The sequence below is a fragment of the Micromonospora sp. NPDC005171 genome (genome assembly GCF_040608575.1).
Classification (GTDB): domain Bacteria; phylum Actinomycetota; class Actinomycetes; order Mycobacteriales; family Micromonosporaceae; genus Micromonospora.
Map to the genome: position 1 here is coordinate 92,123 of NZ_JBEXIM010000003.1, position 21,586 is coordinate 113,708.

16 protein-coding genes and 1 riboswitch are annotated in these 21,586 nt (G+C 72.0%); of the genes, 7 read left to right on the plus strand and 9 right to left on the minus strand.

Annotated features, from left to right (window positions below):
* Positions 1-120 precede the first annotated feature (120 nt).
* The 3 genes from ABZU74_RS06975 (at position 121) to ABZU74_RS06985 (ending at position 4,117) form a co-directional block, all read left to right on the plus strand.
* A complete protein-coding gene (locus ABZU74_RS06975) occupies positions 121-2,784 on the plus strand; it encodes a S8 family serine peptidase (protein ID WP_355419307.1) in 2,664 nt (887 codons plus the stop codon).
* A gap of 70 nt (positions 2,785-2,854) precedes the next feature.
* On the plus strand, positions 2,855-3,790 hold the full coding sequence (locus ABZU74_RS06980; RefSeq protein WP_355419309.1) for a GNAT family N-acetyltransferase: 936 nt from the start codon (positions 2,855-2,857) through the stop codon (positions 3,788-3,790).
* Between the two features lie 78 nt (positions 3,791-3,868).
* Entirely contained in the window at positions 3,869-4,117 is a 249-nt protein-coding gene (locus ABZU74_RS06985; RefSeq protein WP_355419311.1) for a hypothetical protein, read from the plus strand.
* A gap of 56 nt (positions 4,118-4,173) precedes the next feature.
* Here the strand turns inward: ABZU74_RS06985 and groL are convergent, their stop codons facing one another.
* The 3 genes from groL to ABZU74_RS07000 form a co-directional block, all read right to left on the minus strand.
* Positions 4,174-5,796 (minus strand): chaperonin GroEL, encoded by a 1,623-nt coding sequence (gene groL / locus ABZU74_RS06990; RefSeq protein ID WP_030490078.1) that lies wholly within the window; start codon positions 5,794-5,796, stop codon positions 4,174-4,176.
* 272 nt (positions 5,797-6,068) lie between these two features.
* Positions 6,069-7,265, minus strand: a complete 1,197-nt coding sequence (locus ABZU74_RS06995) for a hypothetical protein (RefSeq protein WP_355419313.1) — start codon at positions 7,263-7,265, stop codon at positions 6,069-6,071.
* A gap of 94 nt (positions 7,266-7,359) precedes the next feature.
* Positions 7,360-7,563: a cold-shock protein gene (locus tag ABZU74_RS07000; RefSeq protein ID WP_196920002.1), complete on the minus strand. Its 204-nt coding sequence runs from the start codon at positions 7,561-7,563 to the stop codon at positions 7,360-7,362.
* A 315-nt stretch (positions 7,564-7,878) separates the two neighbouring features.
* On the opposite strand from ABZU74_RS07000, the gene ABZU74_RS07005 reads away from it, so the two are divergent.
* The gene (locus ABZU74_RS07005; protein ID WP_355419315.1) at positions 7,879-8,409 is read left to right on the plus strand and encodes a GNAT family N-acetyltransferase; all 531 of its coding nucleotides are present in this window, start codon (positions 7,879-7,881) and stop codon (positions 8,407-8,409) included.
* Positions 8,410-8,610: 201 nt separating this feature from the next.
* Here ABZU74_RS07005 and paaN read toward each other — a convergent pair whose 3' ends face one another.
* Positions 8,611-10,284 (minus strand): phenylacetic acid degradation protein PaaN, encoded by a 1,674-nt coding sequence (paaN, locus tag ABZU74_RS07010; RefSeq protein WP_355419317.1) that lies wholly within the window; start codon positions 10,282-10,284, stop codon positions 8,611-8,613.
* Positions 10,285-10,405: 121 nt separating this feature from the next.
* On the opposite strand from paaN, the gene ABZU74_RS07015 reads away from it, so the two are divergent.
* On the plus strand, positions 10,406-12,598 hold the full coding sequence (locus tag ABZU74_RS07015) for a hypothetical protein (RefSeq protein ID WP_355419319.1): 2,193 nt from the start codon (positions 10,406-10,408) through the stop codon (positions 12,596-12,598).
* A gap of 9 nt (positions 12,599-12,607) precedes the next feature.
* On the opposite strand, the gene ABZU74_RS07020 is transcribed toward ABZU74_RS07015, so the two are convergent.
* The 3 genes from ABZU74_RS07020 to ABZU74_RS07030 all read right to left on the minus strand — a co-directional run bounded on the left by ABZU74_RS07020 (position 12,608) and on the right by ABZU74_RS07030 (position 16,342).
* Positions 12,608-13,627, minus strand: a complete 1,020-nt coding sequence (locus tag ABZU74_RS07020; protein WP_355419321.1) for a GNAT family N-acetyltransferase — start codon at positions 13,625-13,627, stop codon at positions 12,608-12,610.
* 252 nt (positions 13,628-13,879) lie between these two features.
* Complete coding sequence (gene thrC / locus ABZU74_RS07025; RefSeq protein WP_355419323.1) at positions 13,880-15,166, minus strand: threonine synthase; 1,287 nt, start codon at positions 15,164-15,166, stop codon at positions 13,880-13,882.
* A gap of 10 nt (positions 15,167-15,176) precedes the next feature.
* A riboswitch (SAM riboswitch) is annotated at positions 15,177-15,312 on the minus strand.
* Positions 15,313-15,379: 67 nt separating this feature from the next.
* Positions 15,380-16,342, minus strand: coding sequence for a DMT family transporter (locus ABZU74_RS07030; protein WP_355419325.1), 963 nt, complete (start codon positions 16,340-16,342; stop codon positions 15,380-15,382).
* Positions 16,343-16,433: 91 nt separating this feature from the next.
* Here ABZU74_RS07030 and ABZU74_RS07035 point away from each other — a divergent pair, with 91 nt between their 5' ends.
* Positions 16,434-16,739 (plus strand): metalloregulator ArsR/SmtB family transcription factor, encoded by a 306-nt coding sequence (locus tag ABZU74_RS07035; RefSeq protein ID WP_355419327.1) that lies wholly within the window; start codon positions 16,434-16,436, stop codon positions 16,737-16,739.
* A gap of 99 nt (positions 16,740-16,838) precedes the next feature.
* On the plus strand, positions 16,839-17,525 hold the full coding sequence (locus tag ABZU74_RS07040; RefSeq protein WP_355419329.1) for a DUF4232 domain-containing protein: 687 nt from the start codon (positions 16,839-16,841) through the stop codon (positions 17,523-17,525).
* Positions 17,526-17,534: 9 nt separating this feature from the next.
* Here ABZU74_RS07040 and ABZU74_RS07045 read toward each other — a convergent pair whose 3' ends face one another.
* Both ABZU74_RS07045 and ABZU74_RS07050 read right to left on the minus strand, forming a co-directional pair.
* Positions 17,535-18,431: an ABC transporter permease subunit gene (locus tag ABZU74_RS07045; RefSeq protein ID WP_355419331.1), complete on the minus strand. Its 897-nt coding sequence runs from the start codon at positions 18,429-18,431 to the stop codon at positions 17,535-17,537.
* Positions 18,431-21,295, minus strand: a complete 2,865-nt coding sequence (locus ABZU74_RS07050) for an alpha/beta fold hydrolase (RefSeq protein ID WP_355419333.1) — start codon at positions 21,293-21,295, stop codon at positions 18,431-18,433. Before ABZU74_RS07050 ends, ABZU74_RS07045 begins: the two co-directional genes overlap by 1 nt.
* Positions 21,296-21,586 lie beyond the last annotated feature (291 nt).

A 21,586-nucleotide genomic window follows, 5' to 3' on the forward strand; every position in this document is an offset into this window, starting at 1 on the left:
ACGGCCGGCAAACGTCCGTTTCGAGTTCCGCCCCACTAACGGAAACTGTCCAAGATCTCCTCGGCTCTTCGATGAGGCAGTCGGTTCGAAACCGTTCACCATGGTCGTAAGGTTCTCGGAATGCAAGGTCAGCCTGGGCACCCCGGAGTCAGCACCCACAATTCCCCATGGCCGATCGTCGCTGCCGTGCTGGTCGGCTGCTGGACGGTCGCGGTCACCGTTGGCACCCAGACCGGTGGCTGGCTCACCGATCAGGTGCTGCTGGGCTTCGGGCGGGACCGGATCGGGTGGCTCTGGCCGCTGCTCGGCCTGGCCACCGTCGTGCTGGTGGGCACACCCGCCCTTCTGCTGGCCGTGCTACCCCGGTCGGCCGCGGTCCGGGCCACCGGGCGGGCCTGGCTGATCGGGGCACTGGCCCTCGGGTTGCTCACCCTGCTCCGGCTCGTGCCGCCGGTGCACCACGAGGCGTACCTCGCCGCGCTGGCCGCCGCGGCGCTGCTCAGCGCGCTCGCCGTGCGCTGGTCGACGCGACGATCGTCCCGTTCGAATGTCGGCACCGCGCCCGACGCCACCGCGTCGACGGCCGCCGACGGCACCGGTGGTGCGGCCCTGAACGCCGACGCCGCCCGAGCCGAGGCCGTCGGCAACTTCTGGTCGAGCGGTGACGCCGCCCAAGCCGGCGCCGTCGCCAGCCCGGGGTCGAGCGGTGACGCCGCCCAAGCCGGCGCCGTCGCCAGCCCGGGGTCGAACGTCGGCGCCGCTGCGACGGCCGGCGAGGGTCCGCAGCTGGTCGGGCGGCGGCGGGGGTTGCCCGGCCCGGTGCCGCTGCTCGCGGTCGCCGCCGGGGTGGCGCTGCTGTTGCCGTGGGCGTGGTTGGGCGCGCTCGGCGGCCTCCTGGAGACCGCGCTCGCGCTGCTGGCGGCCGCCGCGCTCGGGGTGCTGGCCGCGACTCTGCTGGGTGCCTCCTTCTGGTCCTCGTTCGCGCTCGGGCGACCGCCCCGGCCGGCTCGACTGGTGCTGGTCGGCGGCCTGGTCGCCGGGGTGACGCTGCTGCTGCTCGCGGCCGGGGCCGGCCAGCCCGGCACGCAACTGCCCGCGCTGCTGACCCTGCCCCCGGTGGGTTTCGCGCTGGCCGCGCTCTGGGCCGCGACCTGGCGGCCCAGCGCCGACCCGGCCGAGGCCGCCCGGGCCGGCCGAACCGCGACCGGCTGGCTCGTGGGCCTGGCCGCGCTCGGCCCGCTGGCCTTCACCGACCCGGAAGAGATCACCCTGCTGCTGGTCGGCACCCGGGACGTCCCGTTCTGGGTGGCGGCCGCCGCCGGCGTCGGGCTCGCCGTCGCGGTCCTGGTCGCCATCGGGTACGCGGTGCTGTTCGCCCGGCCGACGGCACGCACCCCGAGCAGGCGGGTCGCCGCGGTGGCGGCCGTGGTCCTGCTGGTGGCGTTCGGCGTGGTCGACCTCGGCCCCGGCCAGCCGGGCCTGTACGGCGAGCGGCTGTTCGTGGTGCTGCGCGCGCAGGCCGACCTGACTGATCTCCCGGCCGGCGCGCCGGGTCAGACCGGGCGGGACGCCCGCGCGGCGGAGGTCTACCGGCGGCTGGTGACGACCGCCGAGCAGAGCCAGCGCGACCTGCTGCGGGGGTTGACCCGGTTGCGCCTCGACCCGGTGTCGTACTACCTGGTCAACGCGGTCCAGGTGGACGGCGGCCCGGCGGTGCGGGCCTGGCTCGCCAGCCGACCGGAGGTGGCCCGGGTGCTGGTCAGCCAGCGCCTACGCCCGCTGCCGGCCCCGGCCGGGCAGAACCGGGGCAGCGCGCCCAGGCCCACCGGCCCGGAGTGGAACATCCGCCAGATCGGCGCCGACCGGGTGTGGTCCCAACTCCGGGTCACCGGCGCGGGCATCGTGATCGGCAGCTCCGACTCGGGGGTGGACGGCACCCATCCGGCACTACGAGGCGGGTTCCGTGGCGGCGACGACTCCTGGTACGACCCGTGGGACGACACCCGGAACCCGACCGACCAGGGCGGGCACGGCACTCACACGGTGGGCAGCGCGGTCGGGCGGGACGGCATCGGGGTGGCACCGGACGCGCAGTGGGTGGGCTGCGTCAACCTGGACCGCAACCTCGGCAGCCCCGGGCACTACCTGGACTGTCTCCAGTTCATGTTGGCGCCCTTTCCGACCGGCGGCGACCCGTTCACCGACGGCCGGCCGGAGCGCGCCCCGCAGGTGCTGACCAACTCGTGGGGCTGCCCGCCCATCGAGGGTTGTGACCAGCGGGTCCTGCGGCCGGCCACAGCAGCCCTGGACGCCGCCGGGATCTTCGTGGTCGCTGCGGCCGGCAACACCGGCCCGTGGTGCGCGTCGATCGACGACCCGCCGGCCCCGTACGCGGACGTGCTGACAGTGGGCGCTGTGGACGCCCAGCGGCGGGTCGCCGAGTTCTCCTCGCGCGGCCCGGTGCCGGGAAGCTCGGTCAAGCCGGACGTGCTGGCACCGGGGGTGGGCGTGGTGTCGGCCATGCCGGGCGGCACGTACGCCGCGCTGGACGGCACGTCGATGGCGACCCCGCAGGTGGCCGGGGTGGTCGCGCTGATGTGGTCGGCCAACCCGGCGCTGGTCGGCGACGTGAACCGGACCCGGCAGATCCTCCGGGACACCGCCACGGCGGCGACGCCCACCTACCGCTCCGACAGCCCCTCCGACGCCTGTGGTGCTCCGTCGAACGTCACGGGCGCCGGCCAGGTCGACGCCTTCGCCGCCGTTCGCGTCGCCCAACAATAAGCAGGTTTCCTTCCTGAAACGCTGAGCCGGAGGTGCGCCTCTCCACCCGGGTGATCTAGGGTCGGCGACCATGGACGCCGAGATCACCGTCACCGAGCTGACCACCGACCTGGTCCCCAGCGTCGTACAGCTCTGCCAGCAGGCTCTCGACCTGCCCGAGGACGCCGCCGAGGCGGCTTCCGTCGTGGACGTGCTCTGGCCCCGGGCCACCGCCGACCGGCGGGTGGTCGGGCTGGGCGCGTACCGGGGTGCGGACCTGGTCGGGGTGCTGATCTGCTCGGTGTCGTCGACCGAGCCGCGGATCGGGCACGTGGACCTGGTCGCGGTCCTGACCGATCAGCGGCGTCGGGGCGTCGGCCGGGCACTGCTCCAGCGCGCCGAGCGGGTGCTCGCCGAGCACGGGGCGACCGAGGTGCTGCTGGCCGGACACCCGCCGTACTACGCATGGCCGGGCATCGACGTCCGCTACACGCCGGCGGTCTGCGCCGCCCTCGCGCTCGGCTACCAGCAGGACCGGACCGCCTGGAACATGACAGCGGACCTGTCCTACGACGGGTCGCCGGCACTGCGGTCAACCGAGGCAGCGGAGCGGCGGCTGGCCGACCAGGGCGTCACCGTACGCCGGGCGGAGCCGGCGGATCTGCCGGCGCTGACGGCGTTCGCCAGGTCCACCTTCGGCGGCACCTGGGACGGCGAGTTGGCCGGGTCGGTGGGGCGGGCCGACGCCGGGTGCCACCTGGCGGAGCGGGACGGCGAGGTGCTCGGCTTCGCCGCGTACGGGTCGTCCCGACCGAGTTGGTTCGGGCCGATGGGGACCGCGCCGGCCGCGGAGGGTTCGGGCATCGGCGGGGTGCTGCTGCGGCGCTGCCTGCGCGACCAGCGGGTCGCGGGGCTGGACCAGGCCCAGATCGGCTGGGTGGGGCCGGTGCCGTTCTATTCGGGCAGCTCGGGCGCGCGGATCGAGCGGGTCTTCTTCCTGTACCGGCGAACCCTACCGACGGCATAACCGGGGCAAACAGGACATAGATCCATTCGCCCGCATCGGCCATCGTCGCCCCCTACCGTTTCCGTAGAGGAGGCAGCCATGACCGCGGATGACAACCAGACCGAGGACGGCCCGCCGATCACCTGGAAGCCGGTGGGTGAACTCCCCGGCCAACTGCCGTTCGACCGGCTCGACTACGGCGACGCCGAACAACTGGCCGAGATGACCACCGACGGCGAGTCGTCGGCGACCGAAGAGCCGCAGGAGATGGTGGACGCTCCGATCCAACTGCTTCCGCCGTACAACCGGGCACAGAAACGGCGCAACCAGCGCTCACTACCGACCTGACGACGAACGGGGCGGACCGCTGACGCGGTCCGCCCCGTTCGGGGTAAGAACTGGACTCAGAAGTCCATGTCCCCGCCACCCGGGCCAGCCGGGGCAGCCGGGGTCTTCTCCGGCTTGTCCGCGACAACAGCCTCGGTGGTGAGGAAGAGCGCCGCGATGGAGGCGGCGTTCTGCAGCGCCGAGCGCGTCACCTTGGCCGGGTCGATGATGCCCGCGGCCAGCAGGTCGACGTACTCGCCGTTGGCGGCGTTGAGACCGTGACCCGCTTCGAGGTTACGGACCTTCTCCACCACGACGCCGCCCTCAAGGCCGGCGTTGACGGCGATCTGCCGCAGCGGGGCGTCCAGCGCGACCTTGACGATGTTCGCACCGGTCGCCTCGTCGCCGACCAGGTCGAGCTTGTCGAAGGCGGTCTTGCCGGCCTGCACCAGCGCGACGCCACCACCCGGGACGATGCCCTCCTCGACGGCGGCCTTCGCGTTGCGAACGGCGTCCTCGATGCGGTGCTTGCGCTCCTTGAGCTCGACCTCGGTGGCCGCGCCGACCTTGATGACCGCAACGCCGCCGGCCAGCTTGGCCAGCCGCTCCTGCAGCTTCTCCCGGTCGTAGTCGGAGTCGCTCTTGTCGATCTCGGCCCGGATCTGGTTGACCCGGCCCTGGATCTGCTCGGCGTCACCGGCACCGTCGACGATGGTGGTCTCGTCCTTGGTCACCACGACCTTGCGGGCGCGGCCCAGCATGTCGAGGCTGGCGGCGTCGAGCTTGAGGCCGACCTCCTCGCTGATGACCTGGCCACCGGCGAGGATGGCGATGTCGGTCAGCATGGCCTTGCGGCGGTCACCGAAGCCCGGCGCCTTGACGGCGACCGACTTGAAGGTGCCACGGACCTTGTTGACCACCAGGGTGGCGAGGGCCTCGCCCTCCAGGTCCTCGGCGATGATCAGCAGCGGCTTGCCCGACTGCATGACCTTCTCCAGGATCGGGAGCAGGTCCTTCACCGACGAGATCTTGCTGTTGGCGATCAGGATGTACGGGTCGTCGAAGACGGCCTCCATACGCTCCGGGTCGGTCATGAAGTAGGCCGAGATGTAGCCCTTGTCGAAGCGCATACCCTCGGTGAGCTCCAGCTCCAGCCCGAAGGTGTTGCTCTCCTCGACGGTGATGACGCCTTCCTTGCCGACCTTGTCCATCGCCTCGGCGATGATCTCGCCGACGGTGCTGTCGCCAGCGGAGATGGAGGCGGTGGAGGCGATCTGCTCCTTGGTCTCGACGTCCTTGGCGAGCTTGGACAGCTCCTCCGAGACGCTCGCGACCGCAGCCTCGATGCCCCGCTTCAGGGCCATCGGGTTGGCGCCAGCGGCCACGTTGCGCAGGCCCTCGCGAACCAGGGCCTGGGCCAGGACGGTCGCCGTCGTCGTGCCGTCACCGGCAACGTCGTCGGTCTTCTTGGCGACCTCCTTGACCAGCTCAGCGCCGATCTTCTCGTACGGGTCCTCGAGCTCGATCTCCTTGGCGATGCTCACACCATCGTTGGTGATGGTGGGGGCACCCCACTTCTTCTCGAGCACGACGTTGCGGCCCTTGGGGCCGAGGGTCACCTTTACGGCGTCGGCGAGCTGGTTCATGCCCCGCTCGAGGCCGCGGCGCGCCTCTTCGTCGAACGCGATCATCTTGGCCATACGGCGTTGTCCTCCTGGACACTCACGGGCCACCCGAGATGTGTGCCCCGGATGGGCCGCCTGGTGTACGCACCTTGGGACGTCGCCACCTGGCGACGACGACGTCCTTCGGCCGGGCCGGATAGCCCGCGACGACCGGCCATGTGCCGCCCCGGCGTCTCCACGCCGGTGCAACCTGGCCCCACCGTCCCGACCATTGGCACTCACGGTATGCGAGTGCCAATGACTTGTTTAGCACTCTCCCCTGCCGAGTGCAAGCACGATGCCGCCGCTCAGCCGAGTTCCGCGGCCAGTCCAGCGGTGTTCACCGGCGCCTCATGGGCGCGCTGCTCGGCGTACGTCACCAGCAGACCGATCATCTGGGCGAGGTGGGCCGGCAGGGCCAGCACGGCGGTGATCCCGATCACCACCACCGCCCCGGCCGCGGTACCCGGCGACGCGAACGGATCCGTACCGAACGCGGAGGTGCCCACCCCCTCCAGGGAGCTGGAGACCACACTCACGACGATCACCGCCAGGGCGACCAGGGCCACCCGACCGAGCAGCAGACCGAGCCGGTCGTGGAACATCCGGAACGAACGACCGATCGGGTTGTGGCGTTCGAAGAGATATACCGGGCCGGCCATGCTCAGCGCGAAGGCCAGGTAGACACCCGGCAGCACGCAGAAACAGACACCGACGCCGATGAGCAGACTGACCAACAGTGTCCAGCCCCACAGCCCGAGCGCCCGACGAAGGCCGTAGCGCAGCGCCGCCTCAAGGCTGGCCGGTTGGCCGGCGGCCTGCCGGGTGATCACCCAGCTGCCCGAGGCCCACCCGACGGCCTGCACCACGCCCACCAACAGGCTGCCGCCGATCAGCACGAGAAGGAGGCTCCCCAACTCGGCGGCGAAGTTGTCCGGCAGTGCGGCAGGAGCGCTCTCGGCCTGGGCGGCCCACTTCGCCGACGGGTCCACCCCGAGAGCGATCACCGAGAGCACCGCCGCCGGCAGCACCTGGGTGAGCAGCATGATCGGCACCAACTGCCGCCAGCCCCGACGCAGCGCTCCCCCGCACCTGTTGAACCAGCCGCCGATGCCCGCACCGGGCGGCGTGACCAGGGCGTCGTTCGGGTCGAACCCGTAACCCGGCGGGTACCAGCCAACCGGCGGTCCCGGATACCACGGCTGCCCGCCGTAGGGACCCGACCCGGGCGGGTAACCCCCGGTGGGCGGAAACACCCAGCCCTGCGGCGGCGGGGCCGCACCCCAGGCACCCTGCGCGGCATCCCAACCGGGCGGCGGACCAGCCTGGCCAGCCGGGGGCGCGCCCGACCCCCAGCCAGGCGGCGGACCAGCCTGGCCAGCCGGGGGTGCGCCTGGCCCCCAGCCGGGCGGCGGACCGAACTGGCCGGGGCTGCCGGCGGGCGAGGATGGGTCCGGCTCCCCCGACCCGGGGGACGGAGTGGGCGGGGGCGGCTGGTCGGTCATGAACGCTCCTCGGCATCGGCTGGAACGGTTCACGATCTTCCCGGCTGGGCGCCCCTGCCGCAGCCCCGACTCACGGGCCGATCGGCCAGGAAGCTCAGCCGATGACGCGTACGTGCTCCGCCTGTGGGCCCTTTTGGCCCTGGGCGACCTCGAACTCGACCCGCTGACCGTCGTCCAACGCCTTGTAACCGTCCATTTCGATGGCGGAGAAGTGGACGAACACGTCCTGACCGCCGTCGACGGCGATGAAGCCGTAGCCCTTCTCGGCGTTGAACCACTTCACGGTGCCCTGTGCCACGGTGCACTTCCCTCACTCTGCGCGGTCTTGCCTGACCCGGCGCACGGCGCGGCCGGGCGCCCCGACCACCGACTCAGCGATCGATGACCGCCATTGAACAGGTGATCGAAATCGCACGTTACACGAGCAGTGACGGCCACGCACGGCCGCAAATCGGACACACTTCGGGGCGTCCCGACCGCACTGATCGGCCCGGGTCGCCGCTCCACCGGATTCGCGTCCGTCATTACGAATGGGCGAGGGGCCGCGAGGTGCCCCAGCCGTGACGGCGATCGGGCACAGCTCGCGAAAATCAGCTGTGGTAGGCATGCGGACATGACCACCGACATGGGCTCGCCGGCCCCGCGGCTCGCGGAGATCCGCCGGGTCCGACCGGAGGACGCCGCGCGGATGCGGGCGCTGCGCCTGGAGATGCTGGCCGACGCGCCGTTGGCCTTCCTGGAGACCCTGGCGGACGCGGCGGCCCGACCGCACAACGAGTACGCGGCCCGAGTCGCGTACACCTCGGCCGGTTCCAGCAACGCGCAGTTCATCGCCGACCCGGGCGGCCGGCTGGTCGGGCACGCCGGTGGCACCACCGCCCCGAACGAAGCCGGGCTGACCGTGATCTACGCCGTGTACGTCACACCGACCTGGCGCGGCAGTGGACTGCTCGGCGAGCTGATCGACGGGGTGGCCGCCTGGTCCCGAGCCTGTGGCCGACCGGAGTTGCTGCTGGAAGTGGTGGTCGGCAACGACCGCGCCTACCGCGCCTACCAGCGCCTGGGCTTCAAGGACACCGGCGTACGGGTCCCCCACCCCACCATCCCAGCCCTCACCGAGCTGCAAATGCGCCGACCCGCATAAGAAGAACCCTTCCCAGGGCAAGACCACGGAGATGCCTCTAAAGCCGGACGCGTAGGCGACACCCGTGCCCACGCAGGGGTTTCCGGGGCAGCCCGACCCGCGCAGGGATCAAGCCTGACCGCCCGGAGCGGGGCGGGCTGCCCCGGAAACCCCAACCGCAAGGGCCGGGACAGCCCCGGAAACCCCCGGCCGCAACCACACTCAGACGTGCCGCCGCGACTGCACGATCCGGAACCGGTTGGCCACGTACGCCCCGTCCGTCAGGGCCGAGTTGGCCGCCGCGTTGGCGCCGCTGCCGTGGAAGTCGGAGAACGCAGCCGACTGGTTGACGAAGACACCGCCGGTGAGGTTGCAGGACAGGTGCACCCCGACCTCGACAGCGATCGCCTCGGTGGCGTCCAGCACCGCCTCGTCGGTGGAGTAGACCCCGGCCGTGAGCGCACCCTTCTCGCCGACCGTCCGGCGCAGCAGCTCCAGGCTGTGCGCTGTGGAGTGGGTCGCGATGGCGAACGAGATCGGCCCGAACCACTCCCGGCCGTACGTCTCCGCGTCGTCCGCGCCCAACTTGACGATCGTCGGGGTACGCACCACCGCGTCGGCGTACGCCGGGTGGGCCACGGCCCGCGACTCCAGCACCGGCTCGCCGACCTTTGTCACCTCGGCCAGCCGCTCCAGCACGCCGTCGTTGACGATGGCGCCGGTCAGTTCCACGCCCCGGGCCGGGTCGGCGGTGAGCTTGCCAACGGCGGCGGCGATCCCGCCGGCCACCTCGTCGAAGCTCTTGTGCCCCTGGTCGGTCTCGATGCCTCCGGCCGGGATGAGGATGTTCTGCGAGGTGGTGCACATCTGCCCGCTGTAGAGGGTCAGCGTGAAACCGAGGTTGCGGCACATGCCGGCGAAGTCGTCGGTGGAGTCGATGACGACGGTGTTGAGGCCGGCCTTCTCGGTGTAGACCGATGCCTGCCGGGCGTGCGTCTCCAGCCAGTCGCCGTACTCGGTGGAGCCGGTGAAGTCGACGATCTTGACGGAGCGGTGCAGGGCCAGGTCGCTGGCGAGTTTCTCACCGGGCGCCTCGGCCGCCAGCATGATCAGGTTCGGGTCGAACCCAGCCTCGGCGAGCACCTCCCGGGCGTACTTCACGGTGATGGCCAGCGGCAGCACCGCGCGCGGGTGCGGCTTGACGATCACCGGGTTGCCGGTGACCAGCGAGGCGAACAGCCCGGGGTACGAGTTCCAGGTCGGGAAGGTGTTGCAGCCGATCACCAGCGCCACCCCACGCGGCACCACGTGGAACGTCTTGGTCATCCGCAGCGGGTCACCCTTGCCGGCGGCCTTCTCCCAGCCCGCCGTGCCCGGGTGTCGGGTCATCTCGGCGTACGCGTACGCCAGCGCTTCCAGCGCCCGGTCCAGCGCGTGCGCGCCACCGGCCTGGAAGGCCATCACGAACGCCTGCCCGCTGGTGAACTGCACGGCGTTGGCCAGCTCGAAGATGTGCTTGTGCAGCCGGTCGAGGATCTCCAGGCAGACGCCAACCCGGGCCTGCGGGCCGGCGTCGCGCCACGCCGGCAGCGCGGCGGAGGCGGCGCTGACCAGCTCGCCGGGGCCGGCGTGCGGGTAGCGCACCGCCAACTCCACCCCGAACGGGCTCGTCTCGGTGGCGACCCGTTCGCCGCTTCCGGGCTGGTCGAGCGGAAAGTCACCACCGAGGTACGCCTCGAAGGCGGCCTTACCGTCGGCGGCGGCGGTTTCGCCGTACACCCGGGGGCTGGGGGATTCGGGATAGGCGGACCAGTAGCCCCGCTCCGTGATCGCGGTCAGCGCACGGTTGAGGGTGTCGGCGTGCCTGTCGTACAGGGGATGCGGGGTCTCCGTCATGCCCGCAATCATGCCGCAGTCGGGTTCGGGAGCAGAAGCGCCGATGGCCGCGGGGTTGCGCGCTGCGGCAGCGGGTAACCGCGGGCCTCGGCCAGGGAAGCCGGCCAGAGGAGGGCGGCGGGTGAGGATCACCGAGATCCGGGTGCACGGGGTCGCCGACAAGGGGCCCGAGGCGATCCTCGACCGACCGATCGTCGCGCGGGTCGCCGGAGACGACAACGCCGGCTTCTACCGGCCGCGGCCCGGCTACGGTGCCCCCGCGGACCGCGACGGGGTGACGCTTGAGGCGTACCGCTGGAGCCGGCTGACCGGCGGCACCGCCACCCGGACGTTCTCCCTGGTCCTGCTCCTGCCGTTCATGCTCAGCAACATCGCGGTCTGGACGCTGCCGGTCACCGGTGGCGGCGGCCGTGCCGCGCGGGCGCTGTGCCGACTGCTGGCCGCGACGATGACCGCGATGTACGTGCTCTCCGCCGTCGGGGTGTCCCTCGACCTGATCGCCTGGCAGTGTGCGGCCTACCCGAGGTGTCTGGAGGGGCGTCGGGAGATCTCCTGGCTGGGCGGCGTCCCGCCAGGTCAGCGGCTCGCGCTGCTGGCCGCACTGCCGATCATCGCGATCGTCCTGATCTGGCGGCTCGGTGCCCGGACCTGGCAGCTCCCCGAGGACAGCGACAGCGCTCCCGGGGTGGGTGCGGACCGGCTCGACGCGCCCGCCTTCTGGGACACCCGCTCGCTGCTGCGCCGCTTGCGGTCGGTCCACGTCGCGGTGGCGCTGGGCACGCTCGACCTCAGTCTGCTGCTTCCTCTGACGCCGCACGACGCCACAGTGCCCGGCTGGCTGCTGCTGGCCGCGGTCGTGGTGCTGCTCGCCGGCGCGGTGGTGCTGCTCTGCCGGCCGGCGATTGAGCGGCGCGGACAGCAGGACCAGTGGAGTTCGCGGACGATCCGCTGGGTGGCCGTCGCGCTCACCGCGCTGACCCTGGGGTACGCGTTGCTGCCCCGGCCGCCGTGGACGGCCGAGGGAACGTTGCCGGGTTACGGGATGACGGTCGCCGGGCTGTTTGCCGGGCAGGTGGTCCTGCTCGCGATGCTCGGCCTGGTGGTCGTCGTGCAGCGCCGCTCTCTCCCCCGGCCCCTCTTCCTGCTGGCCGGGCTGGGCGCGCCGGTGCTGATAACCGTCGCGATCGGGTTGGGCGTCGCCTACGACTCGGGCCTGACCTACGGGCTCGCCGAGTATCTGGACCGTGGTTCCAGCCCGACGCCGGCACGGCCGCTGCCGCCTGGTGCGCCACCCCTGTCGCCGCCGATCGCCTTCCGCTGGGCCACCCTCGGCTTCTCCCTCGCCGTGCTCCTGGTGGTCGTGACGGCAGTGCTCGGGCCGCGGATCGGCCGGGGTCGTCGCCGCCGGGAGGCCGAGGAACTGGTCCGGCGGGACTATCCGGAGGCCTCCCGGGCGGCCCCGGAACGGGTCCGGGCCGTCCGCGACGCGATCATGCGTGCCGGACTCACGAATCGACTCGGGCCGCTGCTGGCCACCGCGTACGTGGTGTTGGCGCTGCTCACCCTGGCGGCGGCCGGGCTCTCGGTGATCGGTCCCGGCCCGGGTGCGCTCGCGCTGCGACTCGGCGGCGAACCACTGGCCCGTCCGGTGATCTTCGTGACCGACCTGGGTGCCCTGCTGATCGGACTGTTCGCCACGGTCCTCGCCGTGCTGGGGCTGGTCGCCTACCGATCCGGCGCAATCCGGCTGGTCGGGGTGCTCTGGGAGCTGGCCACCTTCTGGCCGCGTGCCGCGCATCCGCTCGCCCCGCCGTGCTACGTCGAGCGGGCGGTCCCCGAGCTGACCCGTCGGATCGGGCAGCTCACCGCCGACGGGAACGCTGTGGTGCTGTCCGGGCAGAGTCACGGCAGCGTGCTCGCGGCGGCGACGGTCCTTCAACTCCCCGACCACTGCCGCCGGCGGGTAGCCCTGCTCACCTACGGCTCCCCGCTCGGAAACCGCTACCGGCGGATCTTCCCGGCGTACGTCAGCGACGAGATGTTGCGCGAGGTCGGCAGCCGGTTGGCCTGGCGGTGGATCAACCTGTGGCGGTACACCGACGCGGTGGGCGGACCGGTGTTCGTCCCGTTCGTCGACGGACCCGACGACCCGGCCGCCCGGGTCGACCGTCGGGTACGGGATCCGGAGGGACTGCTCATCCCACCGACCGACACCGTGCCCCCACCGGTGCAGGGCCACGGGTTCACTCCGGACGACGACTTCCACGCCGCAGTCCGTGAGCTGGTCGGGCGCTTGGAACGGACGGACTGGTGAACGGCCGGGTCAGAGGGTGAGCTGCCAGTCGGTCCAGGAGTCCACCGGGCGGAAGCCGAGCTGTTCGTTGATCGCCACCATGTAGGTGTTGCTCGCCGCGTTCCAGGTGTCGATCACCTGTACCGCCGGTTCGTGGCTGAGCAGGTGGTGCAGGTTCTCCGCCTTGGCGATGAGGCCGAGCCGGTGCCCACGGTGGGCCGGGTCGACGATGGTGATCTGCTGGTACGCGTGCCAGTCGGCGGAGGCGCCCACGTCCAGCAGCGTCCAGGCGACCAGCCGGCCGGACGCCTCGTGCCGCATCCCGAGGTGGTAACGCCGCCGGCCCCGGGCGTCCAGCGCCCGTTCGTTGCCGCGGATGCGTTCGGCGTCCACCTGCTCCGGCTCCCACTGCACGTCGCCCATGGGCGCGTCCATCAGCAGCCGGCCGTCGAGGTAGGCGATGTCGGCGACGTACTCCGGTGGGGTCGCCCCCTGCCAGCAGACCGACTGATAGCCCTCGGCTCGCGGTCGGGCCTCGGCGAGCGCCACCCGCAGCGCTACCCGGTCGATCTCGCCGACGTGGAGCCGGCGACGCACCTCGGCGAGGGCGGGCTGGGCTCCGGTCGCGGCGGCGAACGCGTCGCCCGCCACGCTTCGGGCCGGCCCGCCGGGCAGCGCGGAGACGGCCATCGCCACGACCCGCTTGCGGCCGTGCTCGCGGAGCAGGCGTACCCCGTACTCGTGCAGGGCCCGGCCGACTCCCCGGCGCCGCAGCTCGGGATGCACCAGCACCTCGGCGGTGGCGTTGTCGGTGTTGTCGAGCTGCGGCAGGTCCAGTTGGAGGTAGCCGGCTGGCACGCCGTCGAGTCGGGCCAGCGCCCAGAGCGACCGGGTGCCCGGCATCGGGGTGTGGAACAGCGCGTCGAAGCGGCGCCGGCAGGAGGGCGGGAAGTCCGGCAGATCGGCGTCGTTGGCGGCCGCCCCGATCCGGTACGCCTCGTCGACCGACGTGCGGTCGGCGCCGTCGAACGACGAGATCGTGATGCTCATGCCGCTGAGGGTGCCCCCGGAAAAGCGATCGGGCCAGCGAATTAATCGCTGGCCCGATCGAACGTGGTCGGGAGGGACACTCGCACAACGCCTCCGGCGTTGGGTCGCAAGAACTTCAAAAGTCTTCGGCGAAATGCCCTCCCGCACGGAGCATCTTGCGCCGTCCGGTTCCTGCCGTCAAGTCCGTAGCGGCGGGTTTTCCACACTCACAGCGAAAACCCAGTTACTGGCTGATCCACTCGGCCTCCGAGGTCAGCCGAGGAGGCCGGCGTCGCGGGCGGCGCGCAGCGAGGGCTTGATGTGGTGGGTCGGACCGACCTGACCGGCCACCGCGTCGATGGTCTTCAGGCCCTCGCCGGTGTTGAACACGACGGTCTCGGCGGTCGGGTCGAGCCGACCGGACTCGACCAGCTTGCGCAGCACGGCCACTGTCACCCCACCCGCGGTTTCGGCGAAGACCCCTGTGGTACGGGCCAGGTCGCGGATGCCCGCACGGATCTCGTCGTCGTCGACGTACTCCATCCAGCCGCCGGTGCGGCGGACCGCCTCCAGGGCGTAGAGGCCGGCCGCCGGGTCGCCGATGTTCAGCGACTTGGCGATGCCCGTCGGCTTGACCGGGATGATCGTGTCGGTCTCGGCGTGCAACGCGGTGGCGATCGGGTTGCAGCCGGCGGACTGCGCGCCGAAGACCTTCCAGCCGCCGGCCGGCGCCTCGACCAGGCCGATCTCCACCAGCTCGGAGAACGCCTTGTCAATCTTGGTGAGCAGCTCGCCGCTGGCCATCGGAATGACCACCTGCGCCGGGATCCGCCAACCGAGCTGCTCGGCCACCTCGTAGCCGAGGGTCTTGGAGCCCTCCGCGTAGTACGGCCGGACGTTCACGTTGACGAACGCGGTGTCCTCGAATTCGTCGGTCTCCACCAGCTCGCCGCAGAGCCGGTTGACGTCGTCGTACGAGCCGTCGATGGCGACCAGCTCGCCGCCGTAGACGGCAGTGGTGATGACCTTGCCCTGCTCCAGGTCGCTGGGGATGAAGACCACCGAGGGCACCCCGGCTCGGGCGGCGTGGGCGGCCACCGAGTTGGCCAGGTTGCCGGTCGACGCGCAGGCGAACCGGGTGAAGCCGAGCGCCTTGGCGGCGGTGAGCGCCACCGAGACGACCCGGTCCTTGAACGAGTGGGTGGGGTTGGCGCTGTCGTCCTTGACCCAGAGCGGCGCGGTGATGCCCAGCTCGGCGGCGAGGTGCGGTGCCGCCACCAGTGGGGTCAGCCCCGGGTCGAGGGTGACCCGGCTGGCCGGGTCCTGACCGGCGGGGAGCAGGGCTGCGTACCGCCAGATGTTGTTCGGGCCGGCCTCGATCTGCTCGCGGGTGACGGTGGCCAGCGCGGCGGTGTCGTAGTCGACTTCCAGCGGGCCGAAACACTCGTAACAGGCGTGCTGCGCGGCGAGCGGGTAGCGGGCCGAGCAGGCACGGCAGACCAGGGCGCGGGCGGGGCTGGCAGAGGTGTCAATGCCGGAGGTGACGAGCGTCGACGTCATGTCGAGATTCCTCTCATCTTTCCCCGCATCGCACGGTGCGGCGGGGACGGAATTGGCACCTGCCCCGCGGGTCGCTCAGCGGTGAGCGCGCGGGGTGGTTGCCGGGGCGTCGTCGGGCCGTATCCCTCAGCCCCTCTGGATGAGGTATTCAGTTGTGCCGTCGAGTCTAGGCAAAGCCGGCCGCAGCCTCCACTGCCAATCCCAGGGAATGGGTCAGCGGGCGGTCACCGCCGCCGGGTCGGTCACCGCGACCGGGTCCGTCACCGCGCTCGGCCTGGGCAGCGACGCGGTCCGGGGCCGGGCGGCGAGGTTCGCGGCGATCAGGGCGGCGATCGTGATGGCGGCCCCGACCAGTTCGACGGGCTCCGGCCGGTAGCCGCGGGCGATCTGCACCGCGAAGGTGGTCACCGGGACCAGGTTCATGAACAGTGCGGCGTTGGCGGCGCCGAGTCGCTGCACGCCGGTGTTCCAGGCCAGGACCGCGATCACGGCACCCACCAGGACGGCGTACGCCAGCTGCGGCGCGACCGCGACGAGGTCGGCGGCGGACGGCGCGTGCTGCCAGCCGACGGCGTCGGCGCCGATGCTCAGGGCGAGCATGGCGGCCGTGCCGGCGAGCGCGGTCAGCGTGGTGAAGCGCAGCGGGGACCACTCGCCGAACCGGCTGGCACCGTGGGTGTAGATGCCCCAGCCCAGCACCGCGCCGATCATCATCAGCCCGCCGAGGCCGAACTGGCCGAGCCCGGCCAGGCTCCCGCGCGTGATCACCAGGCCGACGCCGAGGAGCGCCACCAGGGACAGGGCCAGCAGGAGCGGCTTCGGGCGTACGCCGTCGCGGGCCCACCGAACGAGCTGGGTGATCACCGGAGTGGTGGCCACGAAGAGGGCGATCTGCTGCGGGGCGGCGTGTTCGAGCGCCAGGTTGGTGAGCAGGTTGAAGCCCGCGAAGCCGACCACGCCGAGCACCACCACCTCCAGCGCCCGGCCACCGTGCCGCAGCGCGCCGGCACCTTCGCGGAGCAGCAGGATGGCGACCAGGACGACGGCGGCCAGCAGGTAGCGCGCGGTGGTCAGGTTGAGCGGGTCGACCCGGTTGAGCGCGCTGGCCAGGATCGGGAACATCACGCCCCAGCCCAGCGCGGCGATCAGTGGGTACGCGGTGGCGCGGGATCGCATCGGCAACTCCAATGTTCGAGTATCGTCGAACCAACGACATCGACCATAGGGTGTTGTTCGATTATTGTCGAACAAGGGTTACACTGGTCACATGGAGCCGCACGAACCCGACCTGACCGCCGTACCGGTCACCAGCGTGCTGGCCGCACTCGCCGACGACGTGCGGCTACAGATCGTCCGGGCGCTCGCCGAGGGCGGCGAGGCCGCCTGCGGCAGCTTCGACTTCGGCGTCTCCAAGGCGACCCGCAGCCACCACCTCAAGGTGCTGCGCGAGGCGGGCCTGACCCGGACCCGCGCCGCCGGGACCAGCCGACTGGTCCGGCTCCGCCGCGACGAGTTGAACGAGCTCTACCCCGGCCTCCTGGACGCGGTCCTCACCCAGCGCCCGCCGGCCTGACCCCGCCCCACCCGCGCCCGTCCGGGTGGCAGCGCGGTGCGAACCGGCGAGGCCGGGGCCGGGCGGCGGTGTGCTGCCCAGGTGGGCGAGGATCAACGGATGATCTCCCGCGACACGGCAGCACGCCGACGCATCAGCGCGACGGTCGCGATGGCTCTCGTGCTTGGCGGCTGCGATCGTGACCATCGAGGCCAGTCCGGAGACCCGAGCCAGCCGCCCCCTGCGGCGAGGGCGGAGGCGGGCCCGACCACGAGCACCCAGCCGCCTGCGGAATGCCCAGCCACCGGCGTACGGATCCGGTCGACCGGCGGGGACGCCGCGATGGGCCTGCGCGCCCTCGGCCTGGAGCTGGTCAACTGTGGCGAGCGCCCCTACCAGCTCAACGGGTACCCCGTGCTGCACGTGTTCGACGAGCAGCGCGAGCCGGTCATGCTGCGGGTGGTCAACGGCGCCAAGGAGATCACCTCCGGCTTCGACCAACCACCCCGGCAGGTCACCCTCGCCGCCGGGGAGCGGGCCACCGCCGTGGTGCTCTGGCGCAACCTGGTCACCGACTCGACAGTGGTGGCCACCAACGGCGAGTTCCTGACTGTGGCGCCGGCCGCCGGGCAGCCGGCCGAAGAGGTCGACCCGGACGGGCCGATCGATCTCGGCAACACCGGCCGGATCGGTGTCAGCGCCTGGAAGAAGGCCGACCCGTCCACGCCGGTCCCGTCCCGGCCGGCCCCGCCGCCGGCGCCGAGCGCGGTGCCGTCGTCGGTGGGCCCACCCGACGGCCGGCTCTGACCCGATCCGCTACGACGTGATGTCCTTGCGGGTGAAGCGCCAGAACGCCAACCCCCAGAACAGCGTCGCGTAGCTGATCGCCGAGATGCAGCCGCGCACCACGTCGTCGGTCTGCACCGGAGTCGACAGCAGACCCAACCAGGCGGTGCTGAAGTGGGTGGGCAGGAAGTCGCGCAGCGCGCCCAGGGCGGTGATCTGGTCCAGGATGCTGGACAGGATCCACAGCAGCACCGCGCCACCGACAGCGCCCAGCGCGGCATCCGTGATCACCGACAGCAGGAACGCCAGGCCGGCCACCGCCAGCAGCACCACCGCCAGGTAGCCCAGCACGGCCAGCAACCGGAGCAGCCCCTCGGTGGGTTCCAGCTCGGCGGCGACAGTGCTGCGCAGCGGCGACCAGCCGTAGCGCAGGGTGCCGGCCAGCAACGCGGTGCCGGCCAACAGCAGCAGGGCCAGTCCCGAGTACGCGAGCGCGACCACCAGTTTCACCGTCAGCAATCGCGCCCGGGGCACCGGGATCGCCAGCAGATACCGCAGGCTGCCCCAGCTCGCCTCGCTGGCCACCGTGTCGCCGCAGAACAGCGCGACGACCACCACCAGCAGGAACGACGCCGACACGAAGATCGAGAACAGGGTGAAGTTGAGCCCACCGGAGGTGGCCAGGTCGACCAGGCTGGCGAACTCGTTGTTGCCGTTGTCGTCGTCGCCACCGGAGTTGAACTGGAACGCGATCAGGATGATCAGCGGCAGCAACACCATGAACCCGAGCGCCAACTGGGTCCGCCGCCGGGACGCCTGCCGACGGAACTCCGCCCCGAACGGCATGGTGGCCGAGGGTCGGTAGCCCCGGGCCGCACCGGCCGGGTCGGTGACGCCCAACGGCGCCTCGACGGAAGATCCAGCCATCACCGGTCACCGCTTCCCCGAGAGTTCTCGCCCACCAGGGCGAGGAACGCGTCCTCCAGGCGCCGCCGAGGCACCACCCGGTCCACCCCGATGCCGGCGCGCACCAGCTCCGCCACCACCTCGCTCCGCGCCGTGCCGTTGGTGTCGACCACCAGTTGGCCGTCGCTTTCCGGCAGCACAGTGACCCCGTGCAGCCGGTCCAGCACCGCTCGCGCGGCCACCGGGTCGGTGACGTCGAAGAGCACGCTCGGCGACTCGCCCACGATCTCCTCCACCGGCCCGGCCGCCACGATCCGGCCCTTGTTCACCACCACCGCGTGCGTGCAGGTCTGCTCCACCTCAGCCAGCAGGTGGCTGGAGACCAGCACCGCCCGGCCGTCCGTGGCGTACCGCTGGAGCACCCGACGCATCTCGGCGATCTGCGGCGGGTCGAGCCCGTCGGTCGGCTCGTCCAACACCAGCAGTTCGGGGAGGCCGAGCATGGCCTGGGCGATCGCCAGACGTTGGCGCATCCCGTGGCTGTAGTTCTTGATCCTCCGGTGCACGGAGTCACCCAGCCCGGCGATCTCCAACGCCGCGTCGAACTGCGCGTCCTCCCACGGCCGTCCGGTCGCCCGCCAGTACGCCTTCAGGTTGTCCAGACCCGACAGGTGCGGCAGGAAGCCCGGCCCCTCCACCAGCGCCCCGATCCGGGACAGCACCGGCGAGCCGGGCACCAGCCGACGGCCGAAGACGTAGATCTCCCCGGCGGTCGGCTGGGTCAGCCCCATCAGCACCCGCAGGGTGGTGGTCTTGCCGGCACCGTTGGGCCCGAGCAGGCCCACCACCTGACCGGGGTGCACCTCGAAGTCCACGTTCGACACCGCGACGAAGCCGTCCGCGTACTCCTTGCGCAGCGAGCGCACGGCCAGCGGGGTGTCCGCGTACTCCGGATGCACCGACCGGTCCTGGCGGCGGTGCCGGCGGCGGACCACGGCGACGACCACGACGAGCCCGATCACGATGGCGGCGAGCAGGCCGGCGAGCACCCAGCGCCAGATGGTCGCCGCGGTGGGGATCGGCTCGCCGTCGACAGTGGGCAGGCTGACCGCGCCGTCCGCGGCCACCGTGTAGACGGTCGGCTCGGCGGGCGTGGTGTACGCCTGGTCGGAGGTGGCCACCACCAGTCGCAGCCGGTGCCCGGCCTCGACCCGGCGGACGATCCCGGGCAGCGTCACGGTGACCGGACGGGCGTCCTGCACCTGCTGCGGCAGGCCGGTGAGCCGGATCGGGGCGACCAGGCCGTTCGGCAGGGTGGCCGCGCCGTCCTTGTCGACGTCGTAGAGCTTGACGAAGAGCACCGCCTCGCCGGTCGGTGACGCGGCCCGCACTGTGACTGTGGGCGCACCGGCCACGTCGACCGCCTCGGTGAGCGGGGCCGACTCGAACCGGGCGTGCTGGCCGGGCACATCGCCGGCCACCCCGTCCAACAGCGAGGCGAGCCCGCCCGCGAACGGGATCGAGGAGATCGCGGCGGGGTTGCCGTTCGGCGGGTTGGCGATGGGCTGCGCCGGACCGGTGACCGTCACCTCCCGGCGGGCGTTGCCGGTCAGGCCCGGGTAGTCGGCGCGGCGGAAGCCGGTGGCGACGAGACCCCGGTCGAGCGCGTCGAACCCGGCGATCCGCGACCAGGTGAAGTCGTCGCCGGGCGCGTCGCCCTCGCCCTTGACGTAGTGGTCGAGCCACTGGACGGTAAGGAACTTCACCCGGTCGGAGTCCGAGCGAGGTCCGCTGCCACCGTCGTGCCCGCCGGTGAACCAGGCGACCCGAACCGGGGTGCCGGCGGCGGCGATGCCGCGCGCGTTCGCGTCCGCCTCGCCGAGCGGAAACAGGGTGTCCGCCTCGCCCTGCACCAGCAGGGTGGGGGCCTTGATCCGGTCCAGCACCCCCGCCGGGCTGGAGCGGCGCAGCAGGTCCACGGCGGCCTGGTCGGCCTGGCCGGTGGTGGCGATCCGCAGGTACGCGGCGCACACATCGGCGGCGAACCGGCCACAGGACGGGTCGGCGGCACCGGCCGGGGCACCCCCGGGGCCGGTGCCCGGGCCGGCGCCCGGCCCGGGGCTGGGCGGGCCGGCCAACGCCGGTGCGCCCTGCGGCTGGGCGGCGGTCCCGCCGGACAGCCCGGCCGGGCCGGAGCCCACGTTGCCGCCACCGCCGAAGAAGAGGCCGGCCCAACCCTTCTTGAACACGCCCTCGGTCGGCGCTCCGCCGGTGCTCTCCGGCAGGAACGCGCGGGACAGGTCGTTCCAGGTGATCATGGGCACGATCGCGTCGACCCGCCTGTCCTGGGCCGCCAGCAGCAACGCCAACCCACCGCCGTACGAGCCGCCGACCACACCGACCTGCGGATCACCGGCGGCGTTGGTGCGCACCTCCGGCCGGGCGGCCAGCCAGTCCAGCAGCCGCTGGGCGTCGCGCACCTCGTAGTCCGGGTTGTCCAGGTGGATCTCACCGCCGCTGCGGCCGAAACCCCGCGCGGTCCAGGTGAGCACCGCGTAGCCGCGCCCGGCGAACTCCTCCGCGTCGGAACGCACCGACTCCTTCGTGCCGCCGAACCCGTGCGCCAACAGCACCGCCGGCACCTTCCGACCGGACGAGGCGTCGTCCGGCAGGTAGAAGGTGGTGTCCAGGTTCACCGGTTGGTCGCCGGACGGTCCGGAGCGGACGGTGAGCATCGCGCTCTCGGTGCGTACGCCCGATCCCTGCGGCCACACCGCCCAGGTCACGGCGGCGGCCAACAGCACGACGACCACCGCGGCGGCGATCGCGCGGCGGCGGGTGGGCAGGGCACGCCGGAACCACGCGGCCGGCGACGGCGATGTCATGCGGCACACGGTACGGCTCGCAGCCTGAGCGTTGGCTGAGATCCGCCGTACGTCCGTCCGGTTGCCCCGATCGGTGTCGGGAGGGGTGCGAGCGCGCAACGTCCAGCGCGGCCCAGTGAGTTGACTTCGGATTCCGTGAATTCCGATCTTTCGCGGATATCCACCTCGATCCCTCCATGTCACGCCCACAGCTGACACAGAGCGTGCCGGCAACGCGGACAAATGGTGACATGGCTCGAAGTGACGCGAACCTGACTCGCTGAGTGAGGTCTGACCAGTCGGGGGTTCGAT

Bases quoted from the DNA above. Each gene is read 5' to 3' on its own strand.
- ABZU74_RS06980 (WP_355419309.1), top strand. From the start codon at position 2,855: ATGGACGCCGAGATCACCGTCACCGAGCTGACCACCGACCTGGTCCCC.
- thrC (WP_355419323.1), bottom strand. From the start codon at position 15,166: ATGACGTCGACGCTCGTCACCTCCGGCATTGACACCTCTGCCAGCCCC.
- ABZU74_RS07045 (WP_355419331.1), bottom strand. From the start codon at position 18,431: ATGGCTGGATCTTCCGTCGAGGCGCCGTTGGGCGTCACCGACCCGGCC.
- ABZU74_RS06995 (WP_355419313.1), bottom strand. From the start codon at position 7,265: ATGACCGACCAGCCGCCCCCGCCCACTCCGTCCCCCGGGTCGGGGGAG.
- ABZU74_RS06985 (WP_355419311.1), top strand. From the start codon at position 3,869: ATGACCGCGGATGACAACCAGACCGAGGACGGCCCGCCGATCACCTGG.
- ABZU74_RS07030 (WP_355419325.1), bottom strand. From the start codon at position 16,342: ATGCGATCCCGCGCCACCGCGTACCCACTGATCGCCGCGCTGGGCTGG.
- groL (WP_030490078.1), bottom strand. From the start codon at position 5,796: ATGGCCAAGATGATCGCGTTCGACGAAGAGGCGCGCCGCGGCCTCGAG.
- ABZU74_RS06975 (WP_355419307.1), top strand. From the start codon at position 121: ATGCAAGGTCAGCCTGGGCACCCCGGAGTCAGCACCCACAATTCCCCA.
- ABZU74_RS07020 (WP_355419321.1), bottom strand. From the start codon at position 13,627: ATGAGCATCACGATCTCGTCGTTCGACGGCGCCGACCGCACGTCGGTC.
- ABZU74_RS07035 (WP_355419327.1), top strand. From the start codon at position 16,434: ATGGAGCCGCACGAACCCGACCTGACCGCCGTACCGGTCACCAGCGTG.
- paaN (WP_355419317.1), bottom strand. From the start codon at position 10,284: ATGACGGAGACCCCGCATCCCCTGTACGACAGGCACGCCGACACCCTC.
- ABZU74_RS07040 (WP_355419329.1), top strand. From the start codon at position 16,839: ATGATCTCCCGCGACACGGCAGCACGCCGACGCATCAGCGCGACGGTC.
- ABZU74_RS07005 (WP_355419315.1), top strand. From the start codon at position 7,879: ATGACCACCGACATGGGCTCGCCGGCCCCGCGGCTCGCGGAGATCCGC.
- ABZU74_RS07050 (WP_355419333.1), bottom strand. From the start codon at position 21,295: ATGACATCGCCGTCGCCGGCCGCGTGGTTCCGGCGTGCCCTGCCCACC.